Below are 21,036 nucleotides of genomic sequence, written 5' to 3' on the forward strand. Positions count from 1 at the left end.
TTAGTTCACGTTTTTCTGGATTTGTTCTAGCTGATGTTCTGCAAGGGAAAAGTCGATGGGGGCATCGATGTCTACACCCTCAATATCTTCGAGCATGAAAAGTTCGATTTTTCCGGCAAGGCGGTTGTGGAATTTTTCGTAGATTTCAGTCTTGGTGATGTACATGGATCCGTTTTCACGGTAACGGAAAGTTTCACGGGTGAGTTCTTGACGGCGGGGGCGTGCCATCACTTCGTATTGTGCTGTAGGCGGCTCAGTGGCAGCCCAGATAAAGGGGCCGATAGGGATAACACCGACCATCGAGTCGGAATCTGAGGCAGCAAACTGTCGCACCGCGCGTGCGAGAGTTCCTGGTAACCGAACAGGGCTCGTTGCCTGCAAAAGCATAACGGCATCAGGCCGACGGCCCTCGTGACTCATGAATTCAATCGCGTGTTCGATAACCGGTTCAGTGGCAGTAGTATCTTCGGCAAGCTCAGCAGGGCGCATAAAGGGTACTTCTGCACCGTATTCGCGGGCAATATCCGCCAACTCTTTATCGTCCGTTGAGACAACGACGTCCAGCTCAATTTCTGGTGCCAGCGCGGTCTTTGCGTCCAACGCCTGTTCAATCGTCCAAGCAACGAGCGGCTTGCCGGCAATCGGCTTGAGATTTTTGCGGGGAATTCCCTTAGAACCTCCGCGAACCGGTATAACGCAAAGAATGCGCATTAATTCTCCAATGTGTCTGCGATGATGCGAGCTATTTTTTGTGCTGGCTCGGTTTCAGGCGCTAGCGGCGGAGCTGTGGGTTCGCTCCCCCACTGACTCAGTCCATAGCGATTCCAGAATTCGAGTAACCATTCAGGAGGATTGGGGTGGTACACCCAAGCCGGGATTCCCCGAATCGCGGCTTCTAATACTCCGGTGGAAAATACTGAAACAACTGGATTATTGAGTTCGTTGAGGGGCGTTTTTGATGAATCGATAGTAACCCCCCGTTTAGCCCACAGCTTGTGGGTCATAGTAGAGAGTTTATCTTTCTCAGAGGGGTGAGGTCGATAGATTGCTCCGTGATTTTGGCAGAATTTATAGGATGCTCGCGCAAAAGAAGCCCGAGAGAGCTCAGCACCATGCATTTGCCCTAGAAAAATAGGAGTTTCAGTAATTTCAGAGGCATTCACAGGAGGCTTTTGAAGCGCCTCATAGAAGATCTGAGCTCCTACAACTTCAGCCTGAATATCTGACCGTCCTGAAATCCAAAACTCGGCGTCTGCTGGGCTAAATGCAAACAAACGACTGTTTGCTGGTAGAGGAGGGGCAAAGGGGGTATTGAGACCATGCTGGATAACGTTAAAAGTCCATCCCCGTCGCTGTCCTAGAGCATAAGCCCATGAGCCCACCGGAAGATAGTGCCCCGCAGCAATCACCTGCTTGACTTCCTCCAGGGAAACAGGCATAGATTCTGAGTCAGAGATTTCCTCGACTATTTGATAACCCCTGGTTTCTAAGAATGCTCGGTGCTCCCCTAACGTAACTACAGCAACAGGAACGCCCAGCTCTTCAAGATGTTTTGCAGGCTCCAGCAATGCCGCAATTTGGGTAGGAGAGGTTGCTTCCAGAGCGACCAAGATTTTCGGAGCATCCGAACCGCGCCGCAGTAACACAAATTGCCGGGGTCTGTCTTCAGTTTTTCTCCGCAGCCGATGAGCTAAATAACGAGCAAGGTTCTGCTTCTCCGCCCATTTTTGCCAAGCAGTCAAATCCTCAGAAAATTTTAGACCCATAGCCTATCCATCTTTTGTGCGCGATGAAAGAATGTGTGTTCAGCGAGACTTCGCTTCCTACCAGCTTCTCGAATCGATTCGCTCCACTGAGGATCCGAAATAACCCGTTGGCACAGCTCAACCAGCTCATCATTCGATTGGTATAAAAGTACTTCTTTACCAACGTCGTAGAACTCCTCGACGTCAGGGCGATCAATGAGTTGCAACCCATTCATTCCGGGCACTTCAAAAGTGCGCATAGCAAGCCCCGCTTGGAGGCCGTGGATATTAATGGCTCCTGCAGCACCTGCCTGAATCTGATATGCCTCTTTCAAAGGAACATCTCGTTCAGCAGGCAGATTGGGGCGGTTCCACTCCCACATTCGCAGCCGGTCATAGGGATGGTGAGACCAACCTCGTCCGTAAACCCGAACTGGAATGCCCGCGTCTTGAAGGTGCAGCATCATCTCAACACGGTTTTCATAACGCGAACCCACAAAGACTATTTCTTGAGTACGATGCGAGGGTGGATCAGCAAGCTTGGGGTCATATCCATTGGGCGCGAAATAAGCATTTATTCCTGCATTGGAGAATTCTTCAGCTTCAGAACGCGCGTAGCTGAGGACAACTGGGAGTTGTTTTAGAAAATCAATGGAGTAGCGGTGTCTCTTGAGATCATCGTAGAGCCATAGCATATAGGGAATGTTGAGGCGCTTAACCCGTTCCCAGAAGCCATCACCGAGGGTATCTGCTTTGATGACAATCAGCTTGTCAGGCCTTACTTCGTTCAGCTTTGCAATTGCTACAGCAGTTGCATGTTTTTCAGCAGCTTTCTGTCCGTCAAACCCGATTTTGGAGGGAAGCTCGTACTGTACCTTATTACGGATTTTTGCCGATGCGCCGTCGAAAGCGTCATATCGGTGGATTACAGTCTCATATCCCAGTTCTTTAAAGCCATCAGCAATTGAATAGCAATATCCATGGAAAGCCGGGCTAATAATGAGGAGTTTTTCTTGCTTAGCCATGAACCATTTTCTTTCCATCACGGATGATTTTAAGTTCATCTGCAAAAGTTTTAAGAGGGTGAACTTCTTTATTTTTCAATGACCGCGCGGCATTAAAACCAAAATTAAGTAAGCTGACGGCGGTTAGCGTGGGGGCAAGGATACGGTGTTTATTCCATTTTGCTTCATACATAAAATGGGAGGTGGTGAGCCATTGTCGGCGCTTCGTACTTTCAGAGGAACCGCCACCCTCGTGCGTGACCATAACATCACCTAAGAAAATCGCAGGATACCCTTTGTCACGAAGCCGCATTTGCAAATCAACTTCTTCACTATTCATGAAGAAACGCTCGTCAAACCCTCCTACTTCCTGAAAGATTCGGGTGGGCAGCATAAGGCATGCGCCCATCAACCAATCAACGGTCAGGGTCTTTCCACCGACAGCTCGGACGTCGTGCCCTGCTAATCGATGCCACCAGTTAGTATCGCGGAATCGAGCGACGGGAGTAAACCAATTCCATGCGTGTATGAAAGTGCTGGGGAATTTTCTTGCTACCCATTGCGCTTCCCCTTCATGACCCACAACTTGAGGTGAAAAAATAGCAGGTTTTGCTTGTTTCTCCACGGCGTTCAGCATTTCTTCTACAAAGGTGGAAGTAAGTTCAAGATCACTGTTAAGAATCATGAGCCATTCACCAGTAGCTTGTTCTGCCCCAGTATTTACATTCGTACCGAAGCCACCGTTGGTAGTCCGGTGTATGACTTTAACTCCTCCGACCTGCGGAAACGGTTCGGGCGAATTATCGTCCGAGACAATAATTTCAATCTCTCCATCAAAGGTTTGCTGTTGCAGTTTCTCGATGAGTTTCATAGTGGGGGCAGACTCCCCATAATGCGGTATTACTGCTGACACCGCAGGTTTTGAGCTCATAGTTCCCCTCGATTTTCCCGAACACTATGCCACATATTAGCCCACAGAACGTTCTTCAGCCTCATAAGGAAAGTCATACACCGCAACTATTCTTAGATAGGAGCTATACATCCACACTCAGCAACCCAATATTTGGTAGGTAGATAATGCCGCAAAGCGAATCTCAAGAAAACGAAAGAATCAGTTCGCTGGTTGAAGCAAACAAATTAATATCCCGTGCACAGAAGAAAATAGAACACTTCGTCAGACAACCGTATGGATATGCCATTCGCTTCATTCGGAGGGGCCCAGAGACTGTTCTTATTGTGCCACCCATTGCTAGAGGAGGAAACTGGCTATATGAATGGATGAAAGCATACTCCCAGCAAAATTCGACTGGAGAAAAAGTACAAATTACATTTCGAGTGGGGATGGAACCTTGGATTAATGAGTTTCCCCTATTGCAACAGCTCACGATAAAAGATGAAGATATTCGTTTTAGGAGCCTGCGCCAGATCGGGGTTAATCCAAGAATTAATGAAAATTTTACCCCTCTGCAAATATCTCGTTTCATCTCCGAAGTCTTGCTTACTTCCCCTCTTTTTTCGGAGCATCGCAAGCATGCTTTAGATGTTGTTACCCCCACTAGCTTGGTCATTAACGTTAGGAGAGGAGATTATTATTCTAACCCTCATATTAAATATCAATTCGGTATTGATACAGTGAGATACATTCGCAAAGCATTAGAGCAACTTCTTAACGATTTTCAACCGACACAAATCATTTTGGTTTCAGATGACTTAGATTGGTGCACTGAACATCTTGATTTTCTTACGAACATAGCCCCCACACGTTTTGAAAAAATCGGAAAGACTATGTTCGATGATCTAGCAGTACTATCTGTAGCATCTAACCTTATTCTTACCAATACAACTTTTGGCTATTGGGGCGCTTATATTGCCAGCAAGGAGCACAATGCACGAGTTCTAGCTCCAAATGTCCATGAAAGATCTACCCAACATGAGAGAGTTCCCCCGCAACACCTCAAAGGATGGATTTCGATAGAACCGGATGCCGGTTCATGGCTCGATTGATACTAAGATGAAGGAATCAGACTTTTCTGGTTCCCTCATCTTTTGGATTTTTATTTTGACAGATCCCCTAGCTCCACCAAATGAGCAAACTCCGGATTTTGCCGCTGCACTTCAGCAAATGTTCCTTGAGCCGCTATCTCTCCCTCAGATAGATAAATCAGTTGATCAACACTTTTCACGGTGGAGAGACGATGGGCAACAATAACCACTGTTATTTCTTTGGAAAGCTTATTGATAGTTTGAGTAATCTTATGCTCGGTTTCATTGTCTAAAGCAGAAGTAGCCTCATCCAAGAAGAGCACTGAGGGATTGCGGTAAAGTGCACGCGCAATGCCAAGCCGTTGTCTTTGCCCCCCGGAAAGACGGGTTCCGTGTTCCCCGATAGGAGTGTCTACTCCATGATCGAGACCCTCAATAACATCGGCAAGTTCTGCAATCTGTAAGCATTCCAGCACTCGCCCTCTATCAATCTCCGCGGGCTTCAGTCCAAAAGCTACTGCCTCGAGCAATGTCCCATTACCCAAGAACACGTCCTGAGGCACATAACCAATTTTTGCGTGCCATTCATTCAAATTCTCATTAATAGGTTGCCCGTTTTGGGTTATTTGTCCCGAACTTGGGGTGGTCAGCCCTAGCATCAGATCTACCAATGTGGTCTTACCTGAGCCAGACCCACCTACCAGAGCTAAAGAACTACCTGCTGGAATAATAAGCGATAAGTTTTTGAGAACTTTATGATCGCCATCAGGATATGAGAAATCTACATTTTCAACTTTTACAGTAGTAGGAATATACCTTTCATTAATCTGAGCGAACACACCAATATCAGGCTCATTTTCAATGAGATTAAAGGAAGATAGCTGGTTATTCGCCCATTGAATTTCATCTATAACAATATTGACGGCAGCATGTCCGGAGCGAAGGGTACCTAAAGAACCAACAACCCTTACATAGCTGGGTAAAATTCGAATGCATGCGCCTGCAAATACCAAGAGGTAAGAAGCCGATTGGATACCACCCGTCATTGTCATAAACGCCATAATGAGCATGATGCCTACGATGAATATGATTTCTAAGAGGTATTTTGGAACATCAATTAGAAATCGTTTTGCACGCGCTGCTTCTGCTTCCATCAGACGAGCATGCTGGTAATCATAAACCTGACGGTCTGAGAGCCCTAAGAGTTTAATCTCGCGGAAACCATTGATTGCCTCAAGAGTCTTGAAATTAATTTGGATGGCTGCGTCAATTCCTTCAGCCCCCGCTTTACGGTTACGCTCACTCATTAACTTTTGCAAGATAAACGATGTAGCTCCAAAATACACGAAAGCAATCAACGCAGGAATTGGCATTACGACTAAAAGGAAAACCATCAAAAAGATTATGCTGAAGACTTCACCTAAAACAGAAAGCCAGCCACCCACATATTGACCGTAGGCTTGCGAAACGGCTTGTCCTACAGCTCTAATAATTTCTGATGCAGACCGCTTTTTATGTGAAAGATAATCTTCGCTCATATAGCTTTGTAAAACTGCTGTAGCAGTCGCAGCTTCCTGACGTGCGAGGAACCCGCTACTCCACCACTTGATGGTGAGAGAAAGTATGCCTTTGAGGATAAAAGAAACCACGAGGATAATCGAGGCAATTATTATAAAGGTCTCCCGATTCGGGTTGCCCAAGAAGTCCGCAATAACCCCAAGATAGCCAGTGCTGTAGTCCGCTCCCATTGCGAGCTGGATAATAGGCAGAATCACTGCAACACCTAGCATATCGAGCAGAGACACGAGAAAAAGCAATACTACGTTAAGTACAAGTAGAGCAAACTTCTTTCCGGGAAAGAGCCACCGCAACTTATCTAGACTGTCCTTCATCATTCCTCATGTATCCGTGCACTGCAATTTTAGATGGGCCTTCTTTACCTGACAGACAGCTGTCCCCTAAATGGCTACACCCCTAAGGCTTCAATATAACAGTTTCTTTCTGCGAGGAAGCCCCGAACCAAGCGGTTTTCTTTTTTGGCATCAAACACATTTACTCGAACAGATTTCCTTCCATATATTTATGGTGGGAAGACTTCTATGATTCTGGAAATCCACTATCGCTAGGTAGGATGAAGGGAATCAACTGAAAAGAGAAGGGCTGAGAAAGATATGGGTAGATTCAACATCGCATCTATTCGAGGCGTTAAAGCTCCGTCGAAATCCCCGTCAGTTCCATGGTCGAGCTCTCAACCCTCCCATAAGATCCTTTACGTATGCACTGGAAATATCGCCAGATCCGCTTCCGCTGAGGTCATTTCGACCCACAAGGCTCATGGTTCAGGGTGGACGTTCGAAAGCGCGGGAATTGGTGCGGTCGTAGGTGGTCCTGTAGCTCCATTTATTGATGAGGAGCTCTCTGCGCGGCGCCTTAATTTTGCGCCCCATAGAGGGCGGCAGATTACTTCATCAATGGTTAAAGAGGCTGACCTCATTTTAGTGATGGAACTTCATCATCTTGACTGGATTGTTCGGGAGTGGCCTCAGTATCGCTCCAAAGTACATTTACTCAAGCAAATGGCTCGCTTACGCGCGCAAGCAGGAAGGCGAAGCGACCCCATCTCATATATGAATCTCACTGAAGATCGCCCAACTAAAGCAGATAATATTGCTGATCCTTTCCGAAAAGGGAAGAAAGCGGCAAAAATAGCAGTTCAAGAAGTTGAAGAAGCACTAGAGATAATTATTCCATGGCTGGGTAACGTAGCGGGTGTAAACAACTCTTAATCAGGAAGAGTTCACAGACCTCTACCGAGCTGAGAAAGCGGCTTTTTCCCCAGGACTTGGTATTGAATATATCCTTCTAGAAGTCCAATATTTGTAAAAAATCTTTCCTGCCAAGCACGGCTTAGTTTCTGTTCTTTTATGACTTGTTTGAGTCCAGCAGCCAAAGTAAAAAGTACCATAATGAAAGGAAGCTTCCCTTTCGTTATCGGGTTTGCTTTCCAATTACCCATAGTGGTCAACAACAGCGCAGAACTCTTCGCCCGTTTTCTCATGACCTGCCCTGAACGAATCTGTTTTTCTGGCATTCGATAGGCGATCGTCGCAGGCGGAAAAGAACCAGCTGGATATCCTGCTAAATAAGCGCGATACCCAAATTCATTATCCTCAGCACCAGGTTCATAGGTAGGATCAAAACCACCTAGCTCCCTAAATAGACTACGTCTAATTCCTAGACTGCCCCCGGCGAGAACTGGCCATTCAGGGTTAAAGGTTTCTTCCCGCGGCGGTTCATATTCAAAATATTCAAGGTAGCTTAAAGCTCTTTCGAGGCTGGTAAAAGCACTATACGGAACTGGTGGATAGCCACCACAAAATATAGTTTTCTCTTCAAGCGCCTGTTGAGAATGAGCAATATAATGTTCGCCAATTGCATCATCTGCATCTAAGAAAAGTAATTGCTCTCCTCGTGCTTTATTAGAACCCACATTTCTAGCGTAAGAAGCTCCAGCCAATTCGTTTGCTTCCAAAACTTTAATGTCGATTTTTTCGCTCCATTGTAGAGCAGTCTCAACTGTGTTATCTGTGCATCTATTGCACACCACTATAACTTCGAAAGGCAGGCACTCTGTTTGCCGGTAGATAGATTCAAGTTGTAAATCTATAGTAGCTGCGGCGTTGTGCGCGGGAATAATAATGGAAGTGTGAATCATTCGGGATCTACCTACTTTGAACGGGGGACATGTTAAAAAATACTACCCATCAATTCATGAAATTGATGGGTAGCATTGTTAAGAAAACTAGCTAGTTTGACCGACCGTTGAACAGGCTGGTCACTGAACCGTCCTCGAAGACTTCCTTGATAGCCAACGCAATCAATGGAGCGATGGACAGAACAGTGAGGTTCTCGAAGCGCTTTTCTTCAGATACAGGCAGTGTGTTGGTAACAACTACCTCACGAGCGCCTGAGTTTGAAAGACGTTCAACAGCGGGATCAGAGAATACAGGGTGGGTTGCAGCAATGATAACGTCTTTAGCGCCGTTGTCTTTGAGCACCTGAACCGCACCAGAAATGGTTCCGCCGGTATCGATCATGTCGTCGATCAGAACAGCAGTGCGTCCCTTGATGTCACCAACAACTGCCTTGGAAACAGCCTTGTTGGGTACGTTGATATCACGGGTCTTATGGACGAATGCTAGCGGCGCGCCTCCCAGAAGTTCAGCCCACTGCTCAGCCACGCGTACGCGTCCGGTATCAGGGGAGACAACGGTGACGTTCTTGACGTCTTCAACCACGCTACGAACGTGCTCAGCGAGAAGTGGAATCGCCATCAGATGGTCAACGGGTCCATCAAAGAAACCCTGAATCTGCGCGGTGTGAAGATCCACGCTCATCAAGCGATCCGCGCCAGCAGTCTTGTACAAATCTGAAATCAAACGAGCAGAGATAGGCTCGCGTCCCTTATGCTTCTTATCCTGACGAGCATAGGGGTAGAACGGGGAAACAACCGTAATGGAACGAGCTGATGCGCGCTTGAGCGAATCAATCATAATGAGCTGTTCCATCACCCACTCGTTAATGGGCGCAGGGTGAGCCTGTACTACGAACGCGTCTTTACCGCGTACCGAGTCTTCGAAACGAACGTAGGTTTCGCCGTTTGCAAAGTCGTAAGCAGAAGTAGGTAGAACTTCGCAGCCTAGTTCCTGTGCGATTTGTTCGGCTAGTTCGGGATGCGCACGTCCTGAAACAAGCACCATCTTCTTTTCGCCGGGATTAGTAATCTCCGTCATGATTTACTTTTCGCTTTCCTCGGATGAGTTTTTAGCTTCAGCGCCTGCGGCTGAAGCAGCTTCCGCCGCTTCTGTGCCCGCGCGGTTTTCTAGTACCCAGCCATCGATATTGCGCTGGGGAGCTACGTTGATGGCGAGTGCACCGGCAGGTACGTCCTTACGGATTACAGTACCAGCACCGGAGTACGCGCCGTCTCCAATATTGACAGGTGCAACATACATGTTGTCGGAACCCATGCGCACGTTATTTCCTACAGTGGAGCGGTGCTTGTTCACGCCGTCGTAGTTGACGAAGACGGATGCCGCACCGATGTTGGAGTTCTCGCCGATGGTGACATCTCCTGCGTAGGAAAGGTGAGGAAGTTTAGAACCCTTGCCGATTTCAGTGTTCTTCGTTTCCACGAAGGTACCAATCTTGCCTGATTCGCGAAGAATCGTACCGGGGCGCAGGTAAGCGAAGGGGCCAACGGTCGCACCAGCTTCAATGAGGGCGTCTGAACCATGGGTGCGAGAAATGGTAGCGTTCTCGCCAATTTCCACGTTCTTCAAAGTGGAATCAGGACCAATAACTGAACCTGTTCCCACAGAGGTAGTGCCCTGCAACTGAGTGCCGGGAAGAATAGTGACGTCGTTGGCAATGGTCACGGTGGAGTCAATCCAAGTGGTCTGCGGGTCCACGATAGTTACGCCGTTACGCATGTGCATTTCGGTAAGACGGTCATTGAGCTTACGACCGAGCTGTGCCAGCTGTACGCGATCGTTAGCGCCTTCAACTTCCCAGCGATCTTCGATAGCAAGAGCGGACGTGCGGTGACCATTTTCACGGGCAATAGAAAGAACATCGGTAATGTACTTTTCACCCTGCGCGTTATCGGTGGTGACCTCGGTGAGAGAATCGCGTAGAACACCTGCATCAAAAGCGTAAATGCCCGAGTTAATTTCGGTAATTTTCAGCTGTTGGTCAGTTGCATCCTTTGCTTCCACAATGGCAGTAACCTCACCGGACGCCGAACGCACAATACGACCGTAAGAGCCAGGGTTCTGAATGTGAGTTGTCAGAACGGTGACTGCGTTGCGGTTCTCTTCGTGCTCAGCAATGAGTTCGCGGAGGGTTTCCGCACGAAGCAAGGGAACATCGCCGTAGGTCACGATGACGGTGCCTTCGACGCGCGCGGATTCATCCAGCCCCAACAAACCTACTTCAACAGCTCGCCCGGTACCGGGGACGTCATCCTGATCGACGATGGTGACGTCCGAGTCGAAGTCAAGAATATGAGCAGCAACTTTGTCGCGTTGAAATCGAACAACCGCTGCAAGACGCTCGGGATTAAGCTCACGGGCGGCGGCAATAGCGTGCTCAACCATAGAACGACCACCAATGCCATGCATAACTTTGGGGGTGTCTGATTTCATGCGAGTTCCAGCCCCTGCGGCTAGAACAATAACTGCTGATGGGGCATTCTGATCTGCGGTAGTCACAGTCTTAGAACTCCTAAGAGGTGGGAAACTGTCTACTGCTTGAGATGTAGACGATGCTCCGCCACTAGGACTCGAACCTAGAATAACGGCTCCAAAGGCCGCTGTGTTGCCTATTACACCATGGCGGAATGTCTAGTTAACGTGCGAACAACGCGAAGTATCCAGACAGTTTTCTATAGTAGCAAAACTCCCCCACTTATTGAAAATGCGGTGTCACCGAGTCTATCTATACCTAGTACTGTATAGATGTGGCACATTTACTAGGCGGCGAATCGCTCCATCTCGAATTTCCTACCCGAACGATTTTTGAAGGCATCACAGTTGGTGTCAATGAAGGTGACCGTATCGGTATCGTCGGTCGCAATGGCGACGGCAAATCGACGTTACTTTCCCTTCTCGCTGGCAGAATTACCCCTGATTCTGGCAAGGTAACCGTTCGCTCCGGTACTCGAATTGGCTTTCTCGATCAGTCGGATATCCTCGATGATTCACTCAGCGTGGGCGAAACAATCGTAGGAGATACTCCTGAATACGAATGGGCATCCGACTCCAAAGTACGCGATGTTATTAGCGGGCTAGTCTCTGATCTCGATTGGGACGCATCCGTTTCATCTCTCTCAGGTGGGCAACGACGTCGTGTAGCACTCGCTTCCCTGCTAGCTGGCGACTGGGATGCTCTGTTCCTCGACGAGCCCACCAACCACCTCGACGTTGAAGCAATTACATGGCTTGCCCGTCATCTCAAAAACCGCTGGAGTAAAAATGCCGGCGGCCTACTGGTTGTTACCCACGACCGTTGGTTCCTTGACGAAGTCTGCACCGATACGTGGGAAGTTCACGATGGAATTGTTGAGCCCTTCGAAGGCGGATACGCCGCGTACATTCTCCAGCGAGTTGAACGCGACCGCCAGGCAGCAGCAGTTGAAGCTAAACGCCAGAACCTCATGCGCAAGGAACTTGCCTGGCTACGACGTGGCGCCCCTGCTCGCACCTCCAAGCCAAAGTTCCGTATCGATGCGGCGAATGAACTCATCGCAGACGTACCACCCGTCAGAAACTCGATAGAACTCTCGCAGATGGCTGTTACCCGATTGGGTAAGGACGTCGTGGATATCGAAAACGTAGATGTTTCTTATGAGGATTCCACTCAGCCCAGCGGGCACCGAGATGTTCTCAAAAAAGTCACTTGGCGTATTGCGCCTGGTGAACGAACAGGAATTTTGGGTGTCAACGGTGCTGGCAAATCTACGCTGCTCGGATTAGTAACCGGCGCTGTCGAACCTTCATCTGGCAGAGTAAAGCGCGGCAAGACGGTAAATATCGCCACACTTACCCAGCAACTGGATGAGTTGAAAGATGTAGAGAATGACAGGGTCTCAGATGTAATTGGGCGAAAGAAAACCTCTTACGTTACCGGCGGCAAAGAGCTAACTCCCGGCCAGCTCTTAGAGCGTTTAGGGTTTACCAGCGCGCAACTCTCGACTCCGGTTAAAGATTTATCCGGTGGTCAGAAACGTCGCCTGCAGCTCCTTTTGATTCTGCTGGATGAACCTAACGTATTGATTCTCGACGAACCATCTAACGACCTCGATACAGATATGCTTGCCGCGATGGAGGATTTGCTGGATACCTGGCCCGGCACTCTACTGGTGGTTTCGCACGACCGTTATCTGATGGAACGTGTGACAGATCAGCAGTACGCCATTATTGATGGGACTTTCCGCCATCTTCCTGGAGGCGTGGACGAGTATCTTCAGCTATCCGCAGCTGGACAGGGCGGCAAATCAGCTGGCGCAGTTTCGGGCACCTCTCCCCTGGGTAAACAACAAGACGCAGGCAGTGAGTCTGCGGCGCCCAAGGCAAGCGGGGCAGAAGTTCGTGCCGCTCAAAAAGAAATCAACCAGATTGATCGTAAATTGGAGAAGCTTACTCGATCCAAGGAATCAGTGCATGAAAAGATGGCCAACCACAATCAGAGCGATTACGAGGGCTTAGCTAAATTTAGTGCTGAGATTGCAGATATTGATGCAGAAATAGATGAGCTAGAAATGCGCTGGATGGAGCTTTCAGAGATTATCTGATGTAAATTTGAAATCAATCACTTTGAGAGGATTACTGCTTTGCTCCCCCAGGTATCCGTTATCATTCCTGCCTATAACTGCACTTCGTCATTAGGGTTGCAACTTCGTTCATTAGTGCGTCAAGAGTCATTAATAGATTTTGAAATTATTATTTGCGACAACAATTCATCAGATAACCTAGAAGAATGGCTTGCAGAATGGAGAAATGACTATTCTTTTATTCGATACATAGATGCTTCTCAGGTTCCTGGAGCTGCCTATGCCCGCAACATGGGTGCTCGCCATGCCAAAGCTCACAAGTTAGCGTTCTGCGATGGGGATGACGTAGTCAGCAAAAATTGGGTTCTAGCCGCCAGTGAGGCTTTAGAACATTCACCTGTTGTTACCGGATCGATTCACACGGTTTTTGAAGAAGAATTCACCCAGCTCACAACGATTCAAGAATGCGATCATCTTATCCAAAAAGAAATAAAGGACCTCAGCAATACTGACCTAGTACCTGTCAAAAAAGGATCCATCGCTCCGGTGTTACTTGGTGGAAATTTTGCCATCACCAAAGAACAATATATGGCACTCGGTGGCTTCGATGTGAGTTTCTCCAAAGGGTCAGAGGATAATGAGTTCTCCTACCGGATAATGAAAGCGGGAATTAAACTTCAATACTGCCCTGCCATGGGTCTTCTGTACCGTATTCGCAAGCCTGGATTCAGCCTTCTCAAAAGGTCATACCAAACGGGAAGAACATTCGCAGACCTTTGTGCAAAACACAATGCCTGGGATGAAGCAGTGAGGCTTATTCAAAAGTCCTCCCAGCCGCATAAAACACCAGGCCCCGCACCACCGAAAACACCTGCCGATACAAACTCAACGGCCGCCTAAACCCCGAATAAAGAACCCGCCAGGTCTTCACTTGAGCGATAACCCGCTCCACCACAGCCCGTAATCTATTGATAATGCGATTATTATCCTTGACACCCTGAGGCACTTTCACACCAGGCTTACGCCTGGTCGGGGTTGCTAGCCCCAGGCCTATATAGCCCTTATCGGCCAGAGTCGAGGAATCCAGTAGCTGATCTAGCCCGTGAGCTCTGAAAGCATGAGCATCATGCCTTGCCCCGGGTAGCGGGTCAGTGATGACTAGGAGCCTGCCATCGAGGGTGCAGATGACTTGGTGGTTGAAACCGGTTCGTTTATGTTTGCCCGAAAAATTTGTTTTTCCTAGTGAACGCCAGTTCCAGGTGGGTACAAGAGTTCCATCGACAACCAAAGAACCTGGTACATCCAGGCTCATTTTCAAAGGCTGTTCTAGAGGTTTGAAGACCTTTGCAAGCGCCTTTTCGATAGTGTTGATGGTCCGTGAGATAGTAGGTTGCGAGACGGTGAAGATTTCAGCAAGTAGCTCTTCGGTGAGATTGTGTCGGTGGTAGAGCAGAGTGGTTTTGAGTGCCTGAGCTGGAGTGAGGGCTGGTGGTCTTCCTCCTGGTTTACCCCAGATGAGTTGGTTGGTCAGGGCTGTCAGTAGAGCGGCAAATTGCGTGGCGGTAAGGCCGGTTGTACGCTGGTGGTGCAACGGTTCTTCCTGGTGCGGTTTGAGAATATTTGTGGTTATTTATCCTCAAGGTTGCCGCTATGGTGGGGCCGTTGTCTAGTTGGTGGGTGTGAGGTGTGTGCATACTTTTGAATAAGAGGCTTATTCAAAAGTCCTCCCAGCCGCATAAAACACCAACCCCCGAACCACCGCAAACACCCGCCCATACACGCTCAGCGGCCGCCGGAAACCTGTATGCAAAACCCGCCACGTCTTGACCTGCGCGATAACCCGCTCCACCACCGATCGGCGTGAATTAATGAACCTGTTCACCACCTTCACATCTGCAGGCATCCTGCGGGCTTTGCTGCGTCTTACTGGGGTGGCCAGCCCCAACCCGATGTAACCCTTATCAGCCAAAGTGCTCTCATCAAGATATCTTTCCAAGCCATGATGCTTGAAGGCATAGGCATCATGCCTAGCGCCAGGGACCGGGTCAGTGATGGCCAGTAGTTTCCCGCCCAGGGTGCAAATCACTTGATGGTTGAAACCGGCTCGTTTATGCTTACCAGAAAAGTTTGTTTTTCCTAGTGAACGCCAGTTCCAGGTGGGAATTAGGGTGCCGTCGATAACCAGTGAACCAGGGATTTTCAGGCTGTTTTCTATAGACTGTTCTAGCGGCCTGAGGGCTTTCTCAAGTGCTTTTTCAACGGTGTTGAGGGTCCGTGAGATGGTGGGCTGGGAGGTGTTGAAGATTTCTGCGAGGAGTTCTTCGGTGAGGTTGTGTCGGTGGTAGAAAAGGGTGACTTTAAGACCCTGGGCCAGGGTTAGTGCTGGTGGTCTTCCGCCTGGTTTTGCCCAGGTGATATGAGAGGTGAGGGCTGTCAGTAGCGTGGTGAATTGCTGAGGTGTGAGCCCTGTTGTACGCTGGTGGAGCAACGGTTCTTCCGGTATGGCTTGAGGTTATTTGTAGTGATTTAATCCTCTTATTTTTGCCGCTGGTGGGGCCGTTGTCTAGTTGGTGGGGTGTGGGTGTGTTCCTACTTTTGAATAAGCCTCAGTGCCTTATCATGGATTTAGTTATTTTTCCGCACCTAAGTCTTTCGTGAAAGCATTGCTGATTTCTTTTCTGTCTAACCCTGAGCAAAGACTAACCCAATGGGCAACATTTTTTACAGTCATTGGCCTCACCGTGGGAAGGCTCAAATCACAAGTTGACAAGAATAGAACTTAATACCCGCCAGACTCAGGCTTGTAGAAAGGAATAAAATAATTGGCTGCTACTTGGGGCACAAAAGCTCGACAACAAATAACCCAGTTGCTTAACCATTGTGAGTTAGTTCCAGGTGCCATACGAGCGGAAATATTGAGACGCTTAGGGCATAAGAATATTGGGAATGCCTTCATTAATCCTGGTTCTACTTTCCCAGGGTTTGGCACCGCTATTGGAGATGGAACTTTCATCAATCGAGAAGTTTTTTTCGATGACTCTGAACTTATTATTATAGGGAAGAACGTTGGAATCGGCCCACGTACATGTTTTCTCACCGGATCCCACCATATAGGTCCAGCAACCCACCGTATAGAAGGTGGAGGTAATCATCAGCCTATAGTCGTGGAAGATGGCTGCTGGCTAGGAGGAAATGTCACGGTCCTTCCCGGTGTAACTATTGGACGCGGTTGCGTAATAGCTGCAGGAGCTGTAGTCACCAAAAGTTGTGAACCTAACGGTCTTTATGCCGGTGTTCCCGCCCGCCGCATCCGTGATTTAGACGAATAAATGTAAACATAGATCACCCACCTACAAAGAAGATTCTCATGGATATCTCCCCTGATGTTAGCGTTATTATTCCCGCCAAAAATACAGAGAAATGGATAGGTGAGCAACTTGAATCACTTTCTCGACAAAAGAATGCTCCGTATTTTGAAGTAATCATTGTAGATAATGGAAGCACTGATAAAACTCGGCAAATAGCACACGATTTTAGAGGTTCATTTGGTTCCCCCCCGCGTGATTGAAGCTTCAGAAATTGCAAGCGCATCTTTTGCTCGCAATAAAGGTGCCGAATCTGCCCGGGGCAGATTACTTCTTTTCTGTGACTCTGATGATTATGTTTCAGAGCAGTGGGTTCAGTCTTTGACCGCGGCGTTCGAGGCGTCTCGCCCCTCTCTAGTTTCTGGAGCGCTCCATCATGAGAAATTTAATGACCAAGATGTTCTAGAGGCATATGAGATTCCGCCTGACCCTTCATTAGATGCGAATGATATATTTTCCACCGACGTATCTAGTTTCGCCGGTTATTTACCTACGGTGCCTGGTGGAAATTTTGCTATAGGTAAATCAGACTACCTTCGACTAGGTGGAATGAATCCTGATTTTCCCGGAGGATCCGAAGAAACTGACTTTTCCTGGCGAGCAGTAGAAGCTGGGCTAAAAGTAGTCAAGGCACCCAATGCTGTAGTTCATTACAGGCTCAAGCATGATTTTAGAAGCCTCTTTAGACAACAAAGAATTCAACAATACGCACGAATTTACCTCTGGACTCTCTATGGTAGTAAAGGTATGAACGGCCCTAGCTTAAAGTGGTCCATGGAACAGATTATAAAGCAACAAAAAACCTACTATTAATACCATTTAACCGTAGACTCCGACTCAAATATGCACGAGTAGTCGGAGGAAATATTGGTGCCATGCAAGGTAACCTTAAATACTCTATATTACCAAACATAAATCTCCCCCTACCCCAAAAGGACTCATGATGTTTTCAGCCATTATACCCACCATGCAAGGCTCATCGTACTTAAAGCCCCTATTGAAAATCTACGAAAATCATAATTTAATAGATGAAATATTAATTATTAATAATTCTAATCGTAAATTAGAGATCAGTGAAAAATTTTCTAAATTGCGAGAAATTTATCACGGTGAAAATATATACGTAAACCCCGCTTGGAATATAGGGGCGGAGCATGCAATCGCAGAATATCTTCTCATTTCGAATGACGACATTATCATTGAACCTGAATTGATTGATAATATTGCCAATTCACTTAAATTAAATCCAACTATCGGCCTCTTGGGTGCTGCTAGAGAGACAGTATATGAACCCGAGCATCACTCATGCAGAGATTATTCTATATATAAAGTACATGAAGTCCCTGCTGGCTATGGAGTACTATTCGCCCTTAAAAGAGAGAACTATAAACATATTCCTGCCAATATGAAAATTTATGCTGGGGAGTATTGGATTTTTTGGAATCAAGATAACTATAATTAGGCATTCAAAAGTAGTAAATTAAAAACTGTTATGCATACAACTTCAGGTAAATCAGAATTCTCTATAATCAAGAATGAGGATGTTCGAAATTACGAAAGAGCCATGAGAGATGTCTTGGGAACTAAAAATTGGCACAGAAAAGCTAGTTTAATATCAAGAATCCATAAATTTTTTTAATCATTCAAAGAGACTTATTAAAAATAGATAAAAATATAAAAATTTCGTAAATATCTCTTTCAAGGTTATTTGAAATAATTTCTAAATTAGAAAATAAACTCACAAACCTAAATCTCCAATCAAAATTTTCTAACGTATTGATAATTTGTTGTTGAGCATAGTGATTGTCGATAGTTTTTAATTTTTCAGCAATCTTATACAAACCTTCTGCTACATCGTCATAAGGGACTTCTAAAGCTGCCTCCGGCCAAAGGTATTTTTCAGATACCTTGGTCTGAGGTATCTGTCCTGCTACCATGCACCCCCATCCTAGAGCGTCAATCCAGCGTCCAGTCAGATACTCTTTTGTGGGGTGGGTATAGCGCGTCGGACTAATTTTGTTTGTAAAGGCCAAAACTACCTTTGAATCTTTGAGCGCGCGTTCTAAATGTTGAGCAGATTCAGCAGGGGAGTTACCGAATGGCGGGCGTCCTTGAAAGGATAGTCCAAGCTTTTTTGCCTGATCACCTGTTGCAGCATCATCTTCCCAATCACGTGGCTGTCTCCCCACGCGGAGCAAATCATTAGTCTTATGAATATCTAGCCGCTGACCTATATTAGACCAAATATCTGCACCCCAAGTAAGTGCAGAAACTGATGCCACTCCCGCTTTTTGCCACTCGTCTATATCTCCCGGATCAGTCACGAAAATATGATTGTAAATACCTGTAGTAGCAATTCGTGGAATACGTTCCGCCCAAAAACTATCAATAACCCAGCCATAAATTTCTGAATACAACCGAGAAAATATACCTACCTGGGAAATAGCATAGAGCTGACCGGGGTCGTAGGCAATAACGAGTACTTTTTTCTTTCCCTTTTTAAGACGAGGAAATGCTCCTATAATCTTTGCAGGTTTCTGTAAAGATTTATGAACGTCCACATATATTGGTTCACTGTCAAGATATGAACATAGTAACTGCGCCATTTTTCTTATGGGTTCCCACCCAGCATCGCTAGGTACTGCAACTATGACATCAAGTTCTGCCATCTCATCATCTTTTCTTTTTTGGGGGGAGGGGAAATTTTAAGAGTCTTTAGAAAGAAATCCGTGATGGCGCTTCTACCGCCACCGCGAAACGGCCCTTCCGTTTGAGCGCCGCCTCTAACTGGTGAGCGGACTCTGCCGAATCCATCAGGAAGGCAATAGTAGGGCCAGAACCTGAAACGAAAGAACTAATGATTCCTTCATGCTGAATCGCCAATGTCTTCTTCAATTCAGGAGCCAGCGCACACGCAGGAGCCGCCAAATCATTCTCGATATACCTGGCGATTTCACAGATCCTAGCAATCGGCGCGGACTGGGCTCGTAGCGCCTCCAACAGAGCCTCGGGCACCTCCAACCCGTTGGTCGACGGATAGTCGCCCACCGCGCGTCCACGGTCTAGCTCTGCAAAAACGTGCGGAGTAGATAACCCGAAAGAAGCAGGAACCATCACCAGATGCAAAGGCTGTATTGCCTCAGATAGTTCAACGGGGGTTAGCTGATCGCCCACCCCTAAACCTACCGAGATTCCTCCCTGTAAGGCGAAGGGAACGTCGGCACCCAATGGAGCCGCTAGCTCAAGCAAATGTTCTCCTGAGAGCTCTGTAGCGACGACGCCGGTACGCACCAAATATTCGTTGACAGCAGCCATAGCCGCCGCGGCATCCGCCGAGCCGCCTCCCATACCACCAGCTACAGGAACAGCCTTTTCGATATGAAGATGAAGGGACACATCCTCAACAGATAGCCCCTGGGCATCTATCACAGCTAATGCTCCACGGTAGGCAAGGTTCTTTTCATCTAACGGAACCGAGGCAATATCAAACGCTCCGCTGGCTGCCATCTCAGCCAGAGGCGATTCCACTGCAATAGATATGCTCTGTGAAATCCCCTGGGAGATTCCCTCAGATACCGTCACTTTTTCTAGTAAAGAGACCGACGAGTACAAGCTAGCTACCGGGTGATAGCCGTTCTCTTGCACATCTCCTACGGCAAAGAAGAGGTTGATCTTTCCCGGTGCCGTTTTGCTCACCTGAACGGACATTATGCGTGCTTTCCTTGGGCAGCGATACTGCGTACGTCGAGTTGGTCGCCAATATTAAGCTCAGCGGCGGATTCCGCGATTTTCACGAAAGCGTGAATATCGAGTTTTTCGCCACGCAGTGAGGAATCAATACCCGCGTGATCGAGCACTTCACCTGCCAACGCAGATGAACCAGCCCATGTTGCGAGTGCAGCTCGCAGAGTCTTGCGTCGCTGGGCAAATGCCGCATCGACGATGGCGAAGATGAGCTCGCGCGGGACATACGAAAGGGGTTGTGTGCGGCGTTGAAAAGCTACTAGCCCTGACTTGATTTTGGGTGCTGGCCAGAAGACGTTTGTGCCAATCACGCCGGCTTTTTGAACCTCACAGAACCAGTTGGCTTTCACGGAGGGAACGCCGTAGATTTTTGAGCCCGGTTGAGCTGAAAGGCGGTCTGCAACTTCGTCCTGAACCATCACCAGGGCGTGCTGAATGGAGTCGAACTGCGCAAAGAGGTGGATAAGCACGGGGACTGCCACGTTATAGGGCAGGTTGGCGACTAAGGCGGTTGGGGTCTTGGGCAGTTCTGTTACTTTCATGGCGTCGTTGAGTACGACATCGATGCGTGCTTCAGAGCCCGGGCGGAACTTTGCAATAGTGTGCGGTAGTTGAGCTGCCAAGGGCGGGTCAATCTCCACTGCCACCATGTCTTGGGCAGCGTCCAAAATCCCCAGAGTGAGCGAGCCGAGCCCCGGTCCTACTTCTAGAACCGTTTCGTCCGGCTTAATGTTCGCCGCAGCAACAATTCGGCGGATGGTATTAGGGTCAATCACGAAATTTTGGCCCAAAGTCTTGGTGGGGCGGATGCCGAGCATGTCGGCTAGTTCTCGTATTTCCTGGGGACCAAGGAGTTGCTGTTC

At 47.8% G+C, this 21,036-nt stretch carries 21 protein-coding genes and 1 tRNA gene; 8 read left to right on the forward strand and 14 right to left on the reverse strand.

The features are described from left to right. From IDM48_RS08730 to IDM48_RS08745, 4 genes are read right to left on the reverse strand one after another with little or no spacing between them, the layout of a single operon-like run. Nucleotides 1-711, reverse strand: coding sequence for an acylneuraminate cytidylyltransferase family protein (locus tag IDM48_RS08730; protein ID WP_190616974.1), 711 nt, complete (start codon nucleotides 709-711; stop codon nucleotides 1-3). Then, entirely contained in the window at nucleotides 711-1,766 is a 1,056-nt protein-coding gene (locus IDM48_RS08735) for an RNA-binding protein (protein WP_190616975.1), read from the reverse strand. Before IDM48_RS08735 ends, IDM48_RS08730 begins: the two co-directional genes overlap by 1 nt. After that, entirely contained in the window at nucleotides 1,757-2,770 is a 1,014-nt protein-coding gene (locus IDM48_RS08740; protein ID WP_238397947.1) for a CgeB family protein, read from the reverse strand. The genes IDM48_RS08735 and IDM48_RS08740 overlap by 10 nt, the downstream gene beginning before the upstream one ends. Then, nucleotides 2,763-3,680, reverse strand: coding sequence for a glycosyltransferase family 2 protein (locus IDM48_RS08745; protein WP_190616979.1), 918 nt, complete (start codon nucleotides 3,678-3,680; stop codon nucleotides 2,763-2,765). Before IDM48_RS08745 ends, IDM48_RS08740 begins: the two co-directional genes overlap by 8 nt. Before the next feature lie 146 nt (nucleotides 3,681-3,826). On the opposite strand from IDM48_RS08745, the gene IDM48_RS08750 reads away from it, so the two are divergent. Continuing rightward, complete coding sequence (locus IDM48_RS08750) at nucleotides 3,827-4,753, forward strand: alpha-1,2-fucosyltransferase (RefSeq protein ID WP_190616981.1); 927 nt, start codon at nucleotides 3,827-3,829, stop codon at nucleotides 4,751-4,753. Between the two features lie 50 nt (nucleotides 4,754-4,803). Here IDM48_RS08750 and IDM48_RS08755 read toward each other — a convergent pair whose 3' ends face one another. Beyond that, nucleotides 4,804-6,507 carry an ABC transporter ATP-binding protein gene (locus IDM48_RS08755; RefSeq protein ID WP_238397948.1) on the reverse strand — a complete coding sequence of 568 codons (1,704 nt, stop codon included), beginning with the start codon at nucleotides 6,505-6,507 and terminating at the stop codon, nucleotides 4,804-4,806. Nucleotides 6,508-6,903: 396 nt separating this feature from the next. Between IDM48_RS08755 and IDM48_RS08760 the strand changes: the two genes are divergently transcribed. Further along, nucleotides 6,904-7,518, forward strand: a complete 615-nt coding sequence (locus tag IDM48_RS08760; RefSeq protein WP_068172650.1) for an arsenate reductase/protein-tyrosine-phosphatase family protein — start codon at nucleotides 6,904-6,906, stop codon at nucleotides 7,516-7,518. 11 nt (nucleotides 7,519-7,529) lie between these two features. Here IDM48_RS08760 and IDM48_RS08765 read toward each other — a convergent pair whose 3' ends face one another. The 4 genes from IDM48_RS08765 to IDM48_RS08780 form a co-directional block, all read right to left on the reverse strand. Further along, nucleotides 7,530-8,447: a glycosyltransferase family 2 protein gene (locus tag IDM48_RS08765; protein WP_190616983.1), complete on the reverse strand. Its 918-nt coding sequence runs from the start codon at nucleotides 8,445-8,447 to the stop codon at nucleotides 7,530-7,532. 91 nt (nucleotides 8,448-8,538) lie between these two features. Next, nucleotides 8,539-9,525 carry a ribose-phosphate diphosphokinase gene (locus tag IDM48_RS08770; protein ID WP_186303235.1) on the reverse strand — a complete coding sequence of 329 codons (987 nt, stop codon included), beginning with the start codon at nucleotides 9,523-9,525 and terminating at the stop codon, nucleotides 8,539-8,541. Nucleotides 9,526-9,528: 3 nt separating this feature from the next. Next, a complete protein-coding gene (gene glmU / locus IDM48_RS08775; protein ID WP_233126060.1) occupies nucleotides 9,529-10,938 on the reverse strand; it encodes a bifunctional UDP-N-acetylglucosamine diphosphorylase/glucosamine-1-phosphate N-acetyltransferase GlmU in 1,410 nt (469 codons plus the stop codon). Nucleotides 10,939-11,060: 122 nt separating this feature from the next. After that, nucleotides 11,061-11,132: transfer RNA gene (locus tag IDM48_RS08780), tRNA-Gln, on the reverse strand. A gap of 120 nt (nucleotides 11,133-11,252) precedes the next feature. Here IDM48_RS08780 and IDM48_RS08785 point away from each other — a divergent pair. Then, the gene (locus IDM48_RS08785; protein ID WP_190616985.1) at nucleotides 11,253-13,085 is read left to right on the forward strand and encodes an ABC-F family ATP-binding cassette domain-containing protein; all 1,833 of its coding nucleotides are present in this window, start codon (nucleotides 11,253-11,255) and stop codon (nucleotides 13,083-13,085) included. A gap of 39 nt (nucleotides 13,086-13,124) precedes the next feature. Then, nucleotides 13,125-13,964, forward strand: a complete 840-nt coding sequence (locus tag IDM48_RS08790) for a glycosyltransferase family 2 protein (protein WP_190616986.1) — start codon at nucleotides 13,125-13,127, stop codon at nucleotides 13,962-13,964. On the opposite strand, the gene IDM48_RS08795 is transcribed toward IDM48_RS08790, so the two are convergent. Both IDM48_RS08795 and IDM48_RS08800 read right to left on the reverse strand, forming a co-directional pair. After that, nucleotides 13,879-14,655, reverse strand: coding sequence for a transposase family protein (locus IDM48_RS08795; RefSeq protein WP_190616923.1), 777 nt, complete (start codon nucleotides 14,653-14,655; stop codon nucleotides 13,879-13,881). The two genes, IDM48_RS08790 and IDM48_RS08795, sit on opposite strands and share 86 nt — an antisense overlap. Nucleotides 14,656-14,775: 120 nt before the next feature. Beyond that, on the reverse strand, nucleotides 14,776-15,552 hold the full coding sequence (locus IDM48_RS08800; protein ID WP_087038209.1) for a transposase family protein: 777 nt from the start codon (nucleotides 15,550-15,552) through the stop codon (nucleotides 14,776-14,778). 334 nt (nucleotides 15,553-15,886) lie between these two features. On the opposite strand from IDM48_RS08800, the gene IDM48_RS08805 reads away from it, so the two are divergent. From IDM48_RS08805 to IDM48_RS08820, 4 genes are all read left to right on the forward strand, one after another. Continuing rightward, a complete protein-coding gene (locus IDM48_RS08805; RefSeq protein ID WP_238397950.1) occupies nucleotides 15,887-16,393 on the forward strand; it encodes an acyltransferase in 507 nt (168 codons plus the stop codon). Between the two features lie 38 nt (nucleotides 16,394-16,431). After that, entirely contained in the window at nucleotides 16,432-16,632 is a 201-nt protein-coding gene (locus IDM48_RS11745) for a glycosyltransferase family 2 protein (RefSeq protein WP_190616988.1), read from the forward strand. Beyond that, entirely contained in the window at nucleotides 16,625-17,242 is a 618-nt protein-coding gene (locus tag IDM48_RS08815; RefSeq protein WP_190616990.1) for a glycosyltransferase family 2 protein, read from the forward strand. Before IDM48_RS11745 ends, IDM48_RS08815 begins: the two co-directional genes overlap by 8 nt. A gap of 127 nt (nucleotides 17,243-17,369) precedes the next feature. Continuing rightward, nucleotides 17,370-17,891 (forward strand): glycosyltransferase family 2 protein, encoded by a 522-nt coding sequence (locus IDM48_RS08820; protein ID WP_190616992.1) that lies wholly within the window; start codon nucleotides 17,370-17,372, stop codon nucleotides 17,889-17,891. 181 nt (nucleotides 17,892-18,072) lie between these two features. On the opposite strand, the gene IDM48_RS08825 is transcribed toward IDM48_RS08820, so the two are convergent. The 3 genes from IDM48_RS08825 to rsmA are packed head-to-tail and all read right to left on the reverse strand — an operon-like array spanning nucleotide 18,073 to nucleotide 20,991. Continuing rightward, complete coding sequence (locus tag IDM48_RS08825) at nucleotides 18,073-19,098, reverse strand: glycosyltransferase family 1 protein (protein ID WP_190616994.1); 1,026 nt, start codon at nucleotides 19,096-19,098, stop codon at nucleotides 18,073-18,075. Between the two features lie 46 nt (nucleotides 19,099-19,144). Continuing rightward, nucleotides 19,145-20,137, reverse strand: a complete 993-nt coding sequence (locus IDM48_RS08830) for a GHMP family kinase ATP-binding protein (RefSeq protein ID WP_190616996.1) — start codon at nucleotides 20,135-20,137, stop codon at nucleotides 19,145-19,147. Further along, nucleotides 20,137-20,991: a 16S rRNA (adenine(1518)-N(6)/adenine(1519)-N(6))-dimethyltransferase RsmA gene (gene rsmA, locus IDM48_RS08835; RefSeq protein ID WP_222114704.1), complete on the reverse strand. Its 855-nt coding sequence runs from the start codon at nucleotides 20,989-20,991 to the stop codon at nucleotides 20,137-20,139. Before rsmA ends, IDM48_RS08830 begins: the two co-directional genes overlap by 1 nt. Nucleotides 20,992-21,036: the final 45 nt, after the last annotated feature.

Origin of the sequence: Rothia amarae (assembly GCF_014705945.2) — a bacterium.
GTDB classification, from domain to species: domain Bacteria; phylum Actinomycetota; class Actinomycetes; order Actinomycetales; family Micrococcaceae; genus Rothia; species Rothia amarae.

What these genes read in the sequence shown, in the direction of transcription:
- IDM48_RS08730 (WP_190616974.1), bottom strand. Translation starts at nt 711, where the DNA reads ATGCGCATTCTTTGCGTTATACCGGTTCGCGGAGGTTCTAAGGGAATT.
- IDM48_RS08735 (WP_190616975.1), bottom strand. Translation starts at nt 1,766, where the DNA reads ATGGGTCTAAAATTTTCTGAGGATTTGACTGCTTGGCAAAAATGGGCG.
- IDM48_RS08740 (WP_238397947.1), bottom strand. Translation starts at nt 2,770, where the DNA reads ATGGCTAAGCAAGAAAAACTCCTCATTATTAGCCCGGCTTTCCATGGA.
- IDM48_RS08745 (WP_190616979.1), bottom strand. Translation starts at nt 3,680, where the DNA reads ATGAGCTCAAAACCTGCGGTGTCAGCAGTAATACCGCATTATGGGGAG.
- IDM48_RS08750 (WP_190616981.1), top strand. Translation starts at nt 3,827, where the DNA reads ATGCCGCAAAGCGAATCTCAAGAAAACGAAAGAATCAGTTCGCTGGTT.
- IDM48_RS08760 (WP_068172650.1), top strand. Translation starts at nt 6,904, where the DNA reads ATGGGTAGATTCAACATCGCATCTATTCGAGGCGTTAAAGCTCCGTCG.
- IDM48_RS08765 (WP_190616983.1), bottom strand. Translation starts at nt 8,447, where the DNA reads ATGATTCACACTTCCATTATTATTCCCGCGCACAACGCCGCAGCTACT.
- IDM48_RS08770 (WP_186303235.1), bottom strand. Translation starts at nt 9,525, where the DNA reads ATGACGGAGATTACTAATCCCGGCGAAAAGAAGATGGTGCTTGTTTCA.
- glmU (WP_233126060.1), bottom strand. Translation starts at nt 10,938, where the DNA reads ATGAAATCAGACACCCCCAAAGTTATGCATGGCATTGGTGGTCGTTCT.
- IDM48_RS11745 (WP_190616988.1), top strand. Translation starts at nt 16,432, where the DNA reads ATGGATATCTCCCCTGATGTTAGCGTTATTATTCCCGCCAAAAATACA.
- IDM48_RS08820 (WP_190616992.1), top strand. Translation starts at nt 17,370, where the DNA reads ATGATGTTTTCAGCCATTATACCCACCATGCAAGGCTCATCGTACTTA.
- IDM48_RS08825 (WP_190616994.1), bottom strand. Translation starts at nt 19,098, where the DNA reads ATGGCAGAACTTGATGTCATAGTTGCAGTACCTAGCGATGCTGGGTGG.
- IDM48_RS08830 (WP_190616996.1), bottom strand. Translation starts at nt 20,137, where the DNA reads ATGTCCGTTCAGGTGAGCAAAACGGCACCGGGAAAGATCAACCTCTTC.
- rsmA (WP_222114704.1), bottom strand. Translation starts at nt 20,991, where the DNA reads ATGCTCGGCATCCGCCCCACCAAGACTTTGGGCCAAAATTTCGTGATT.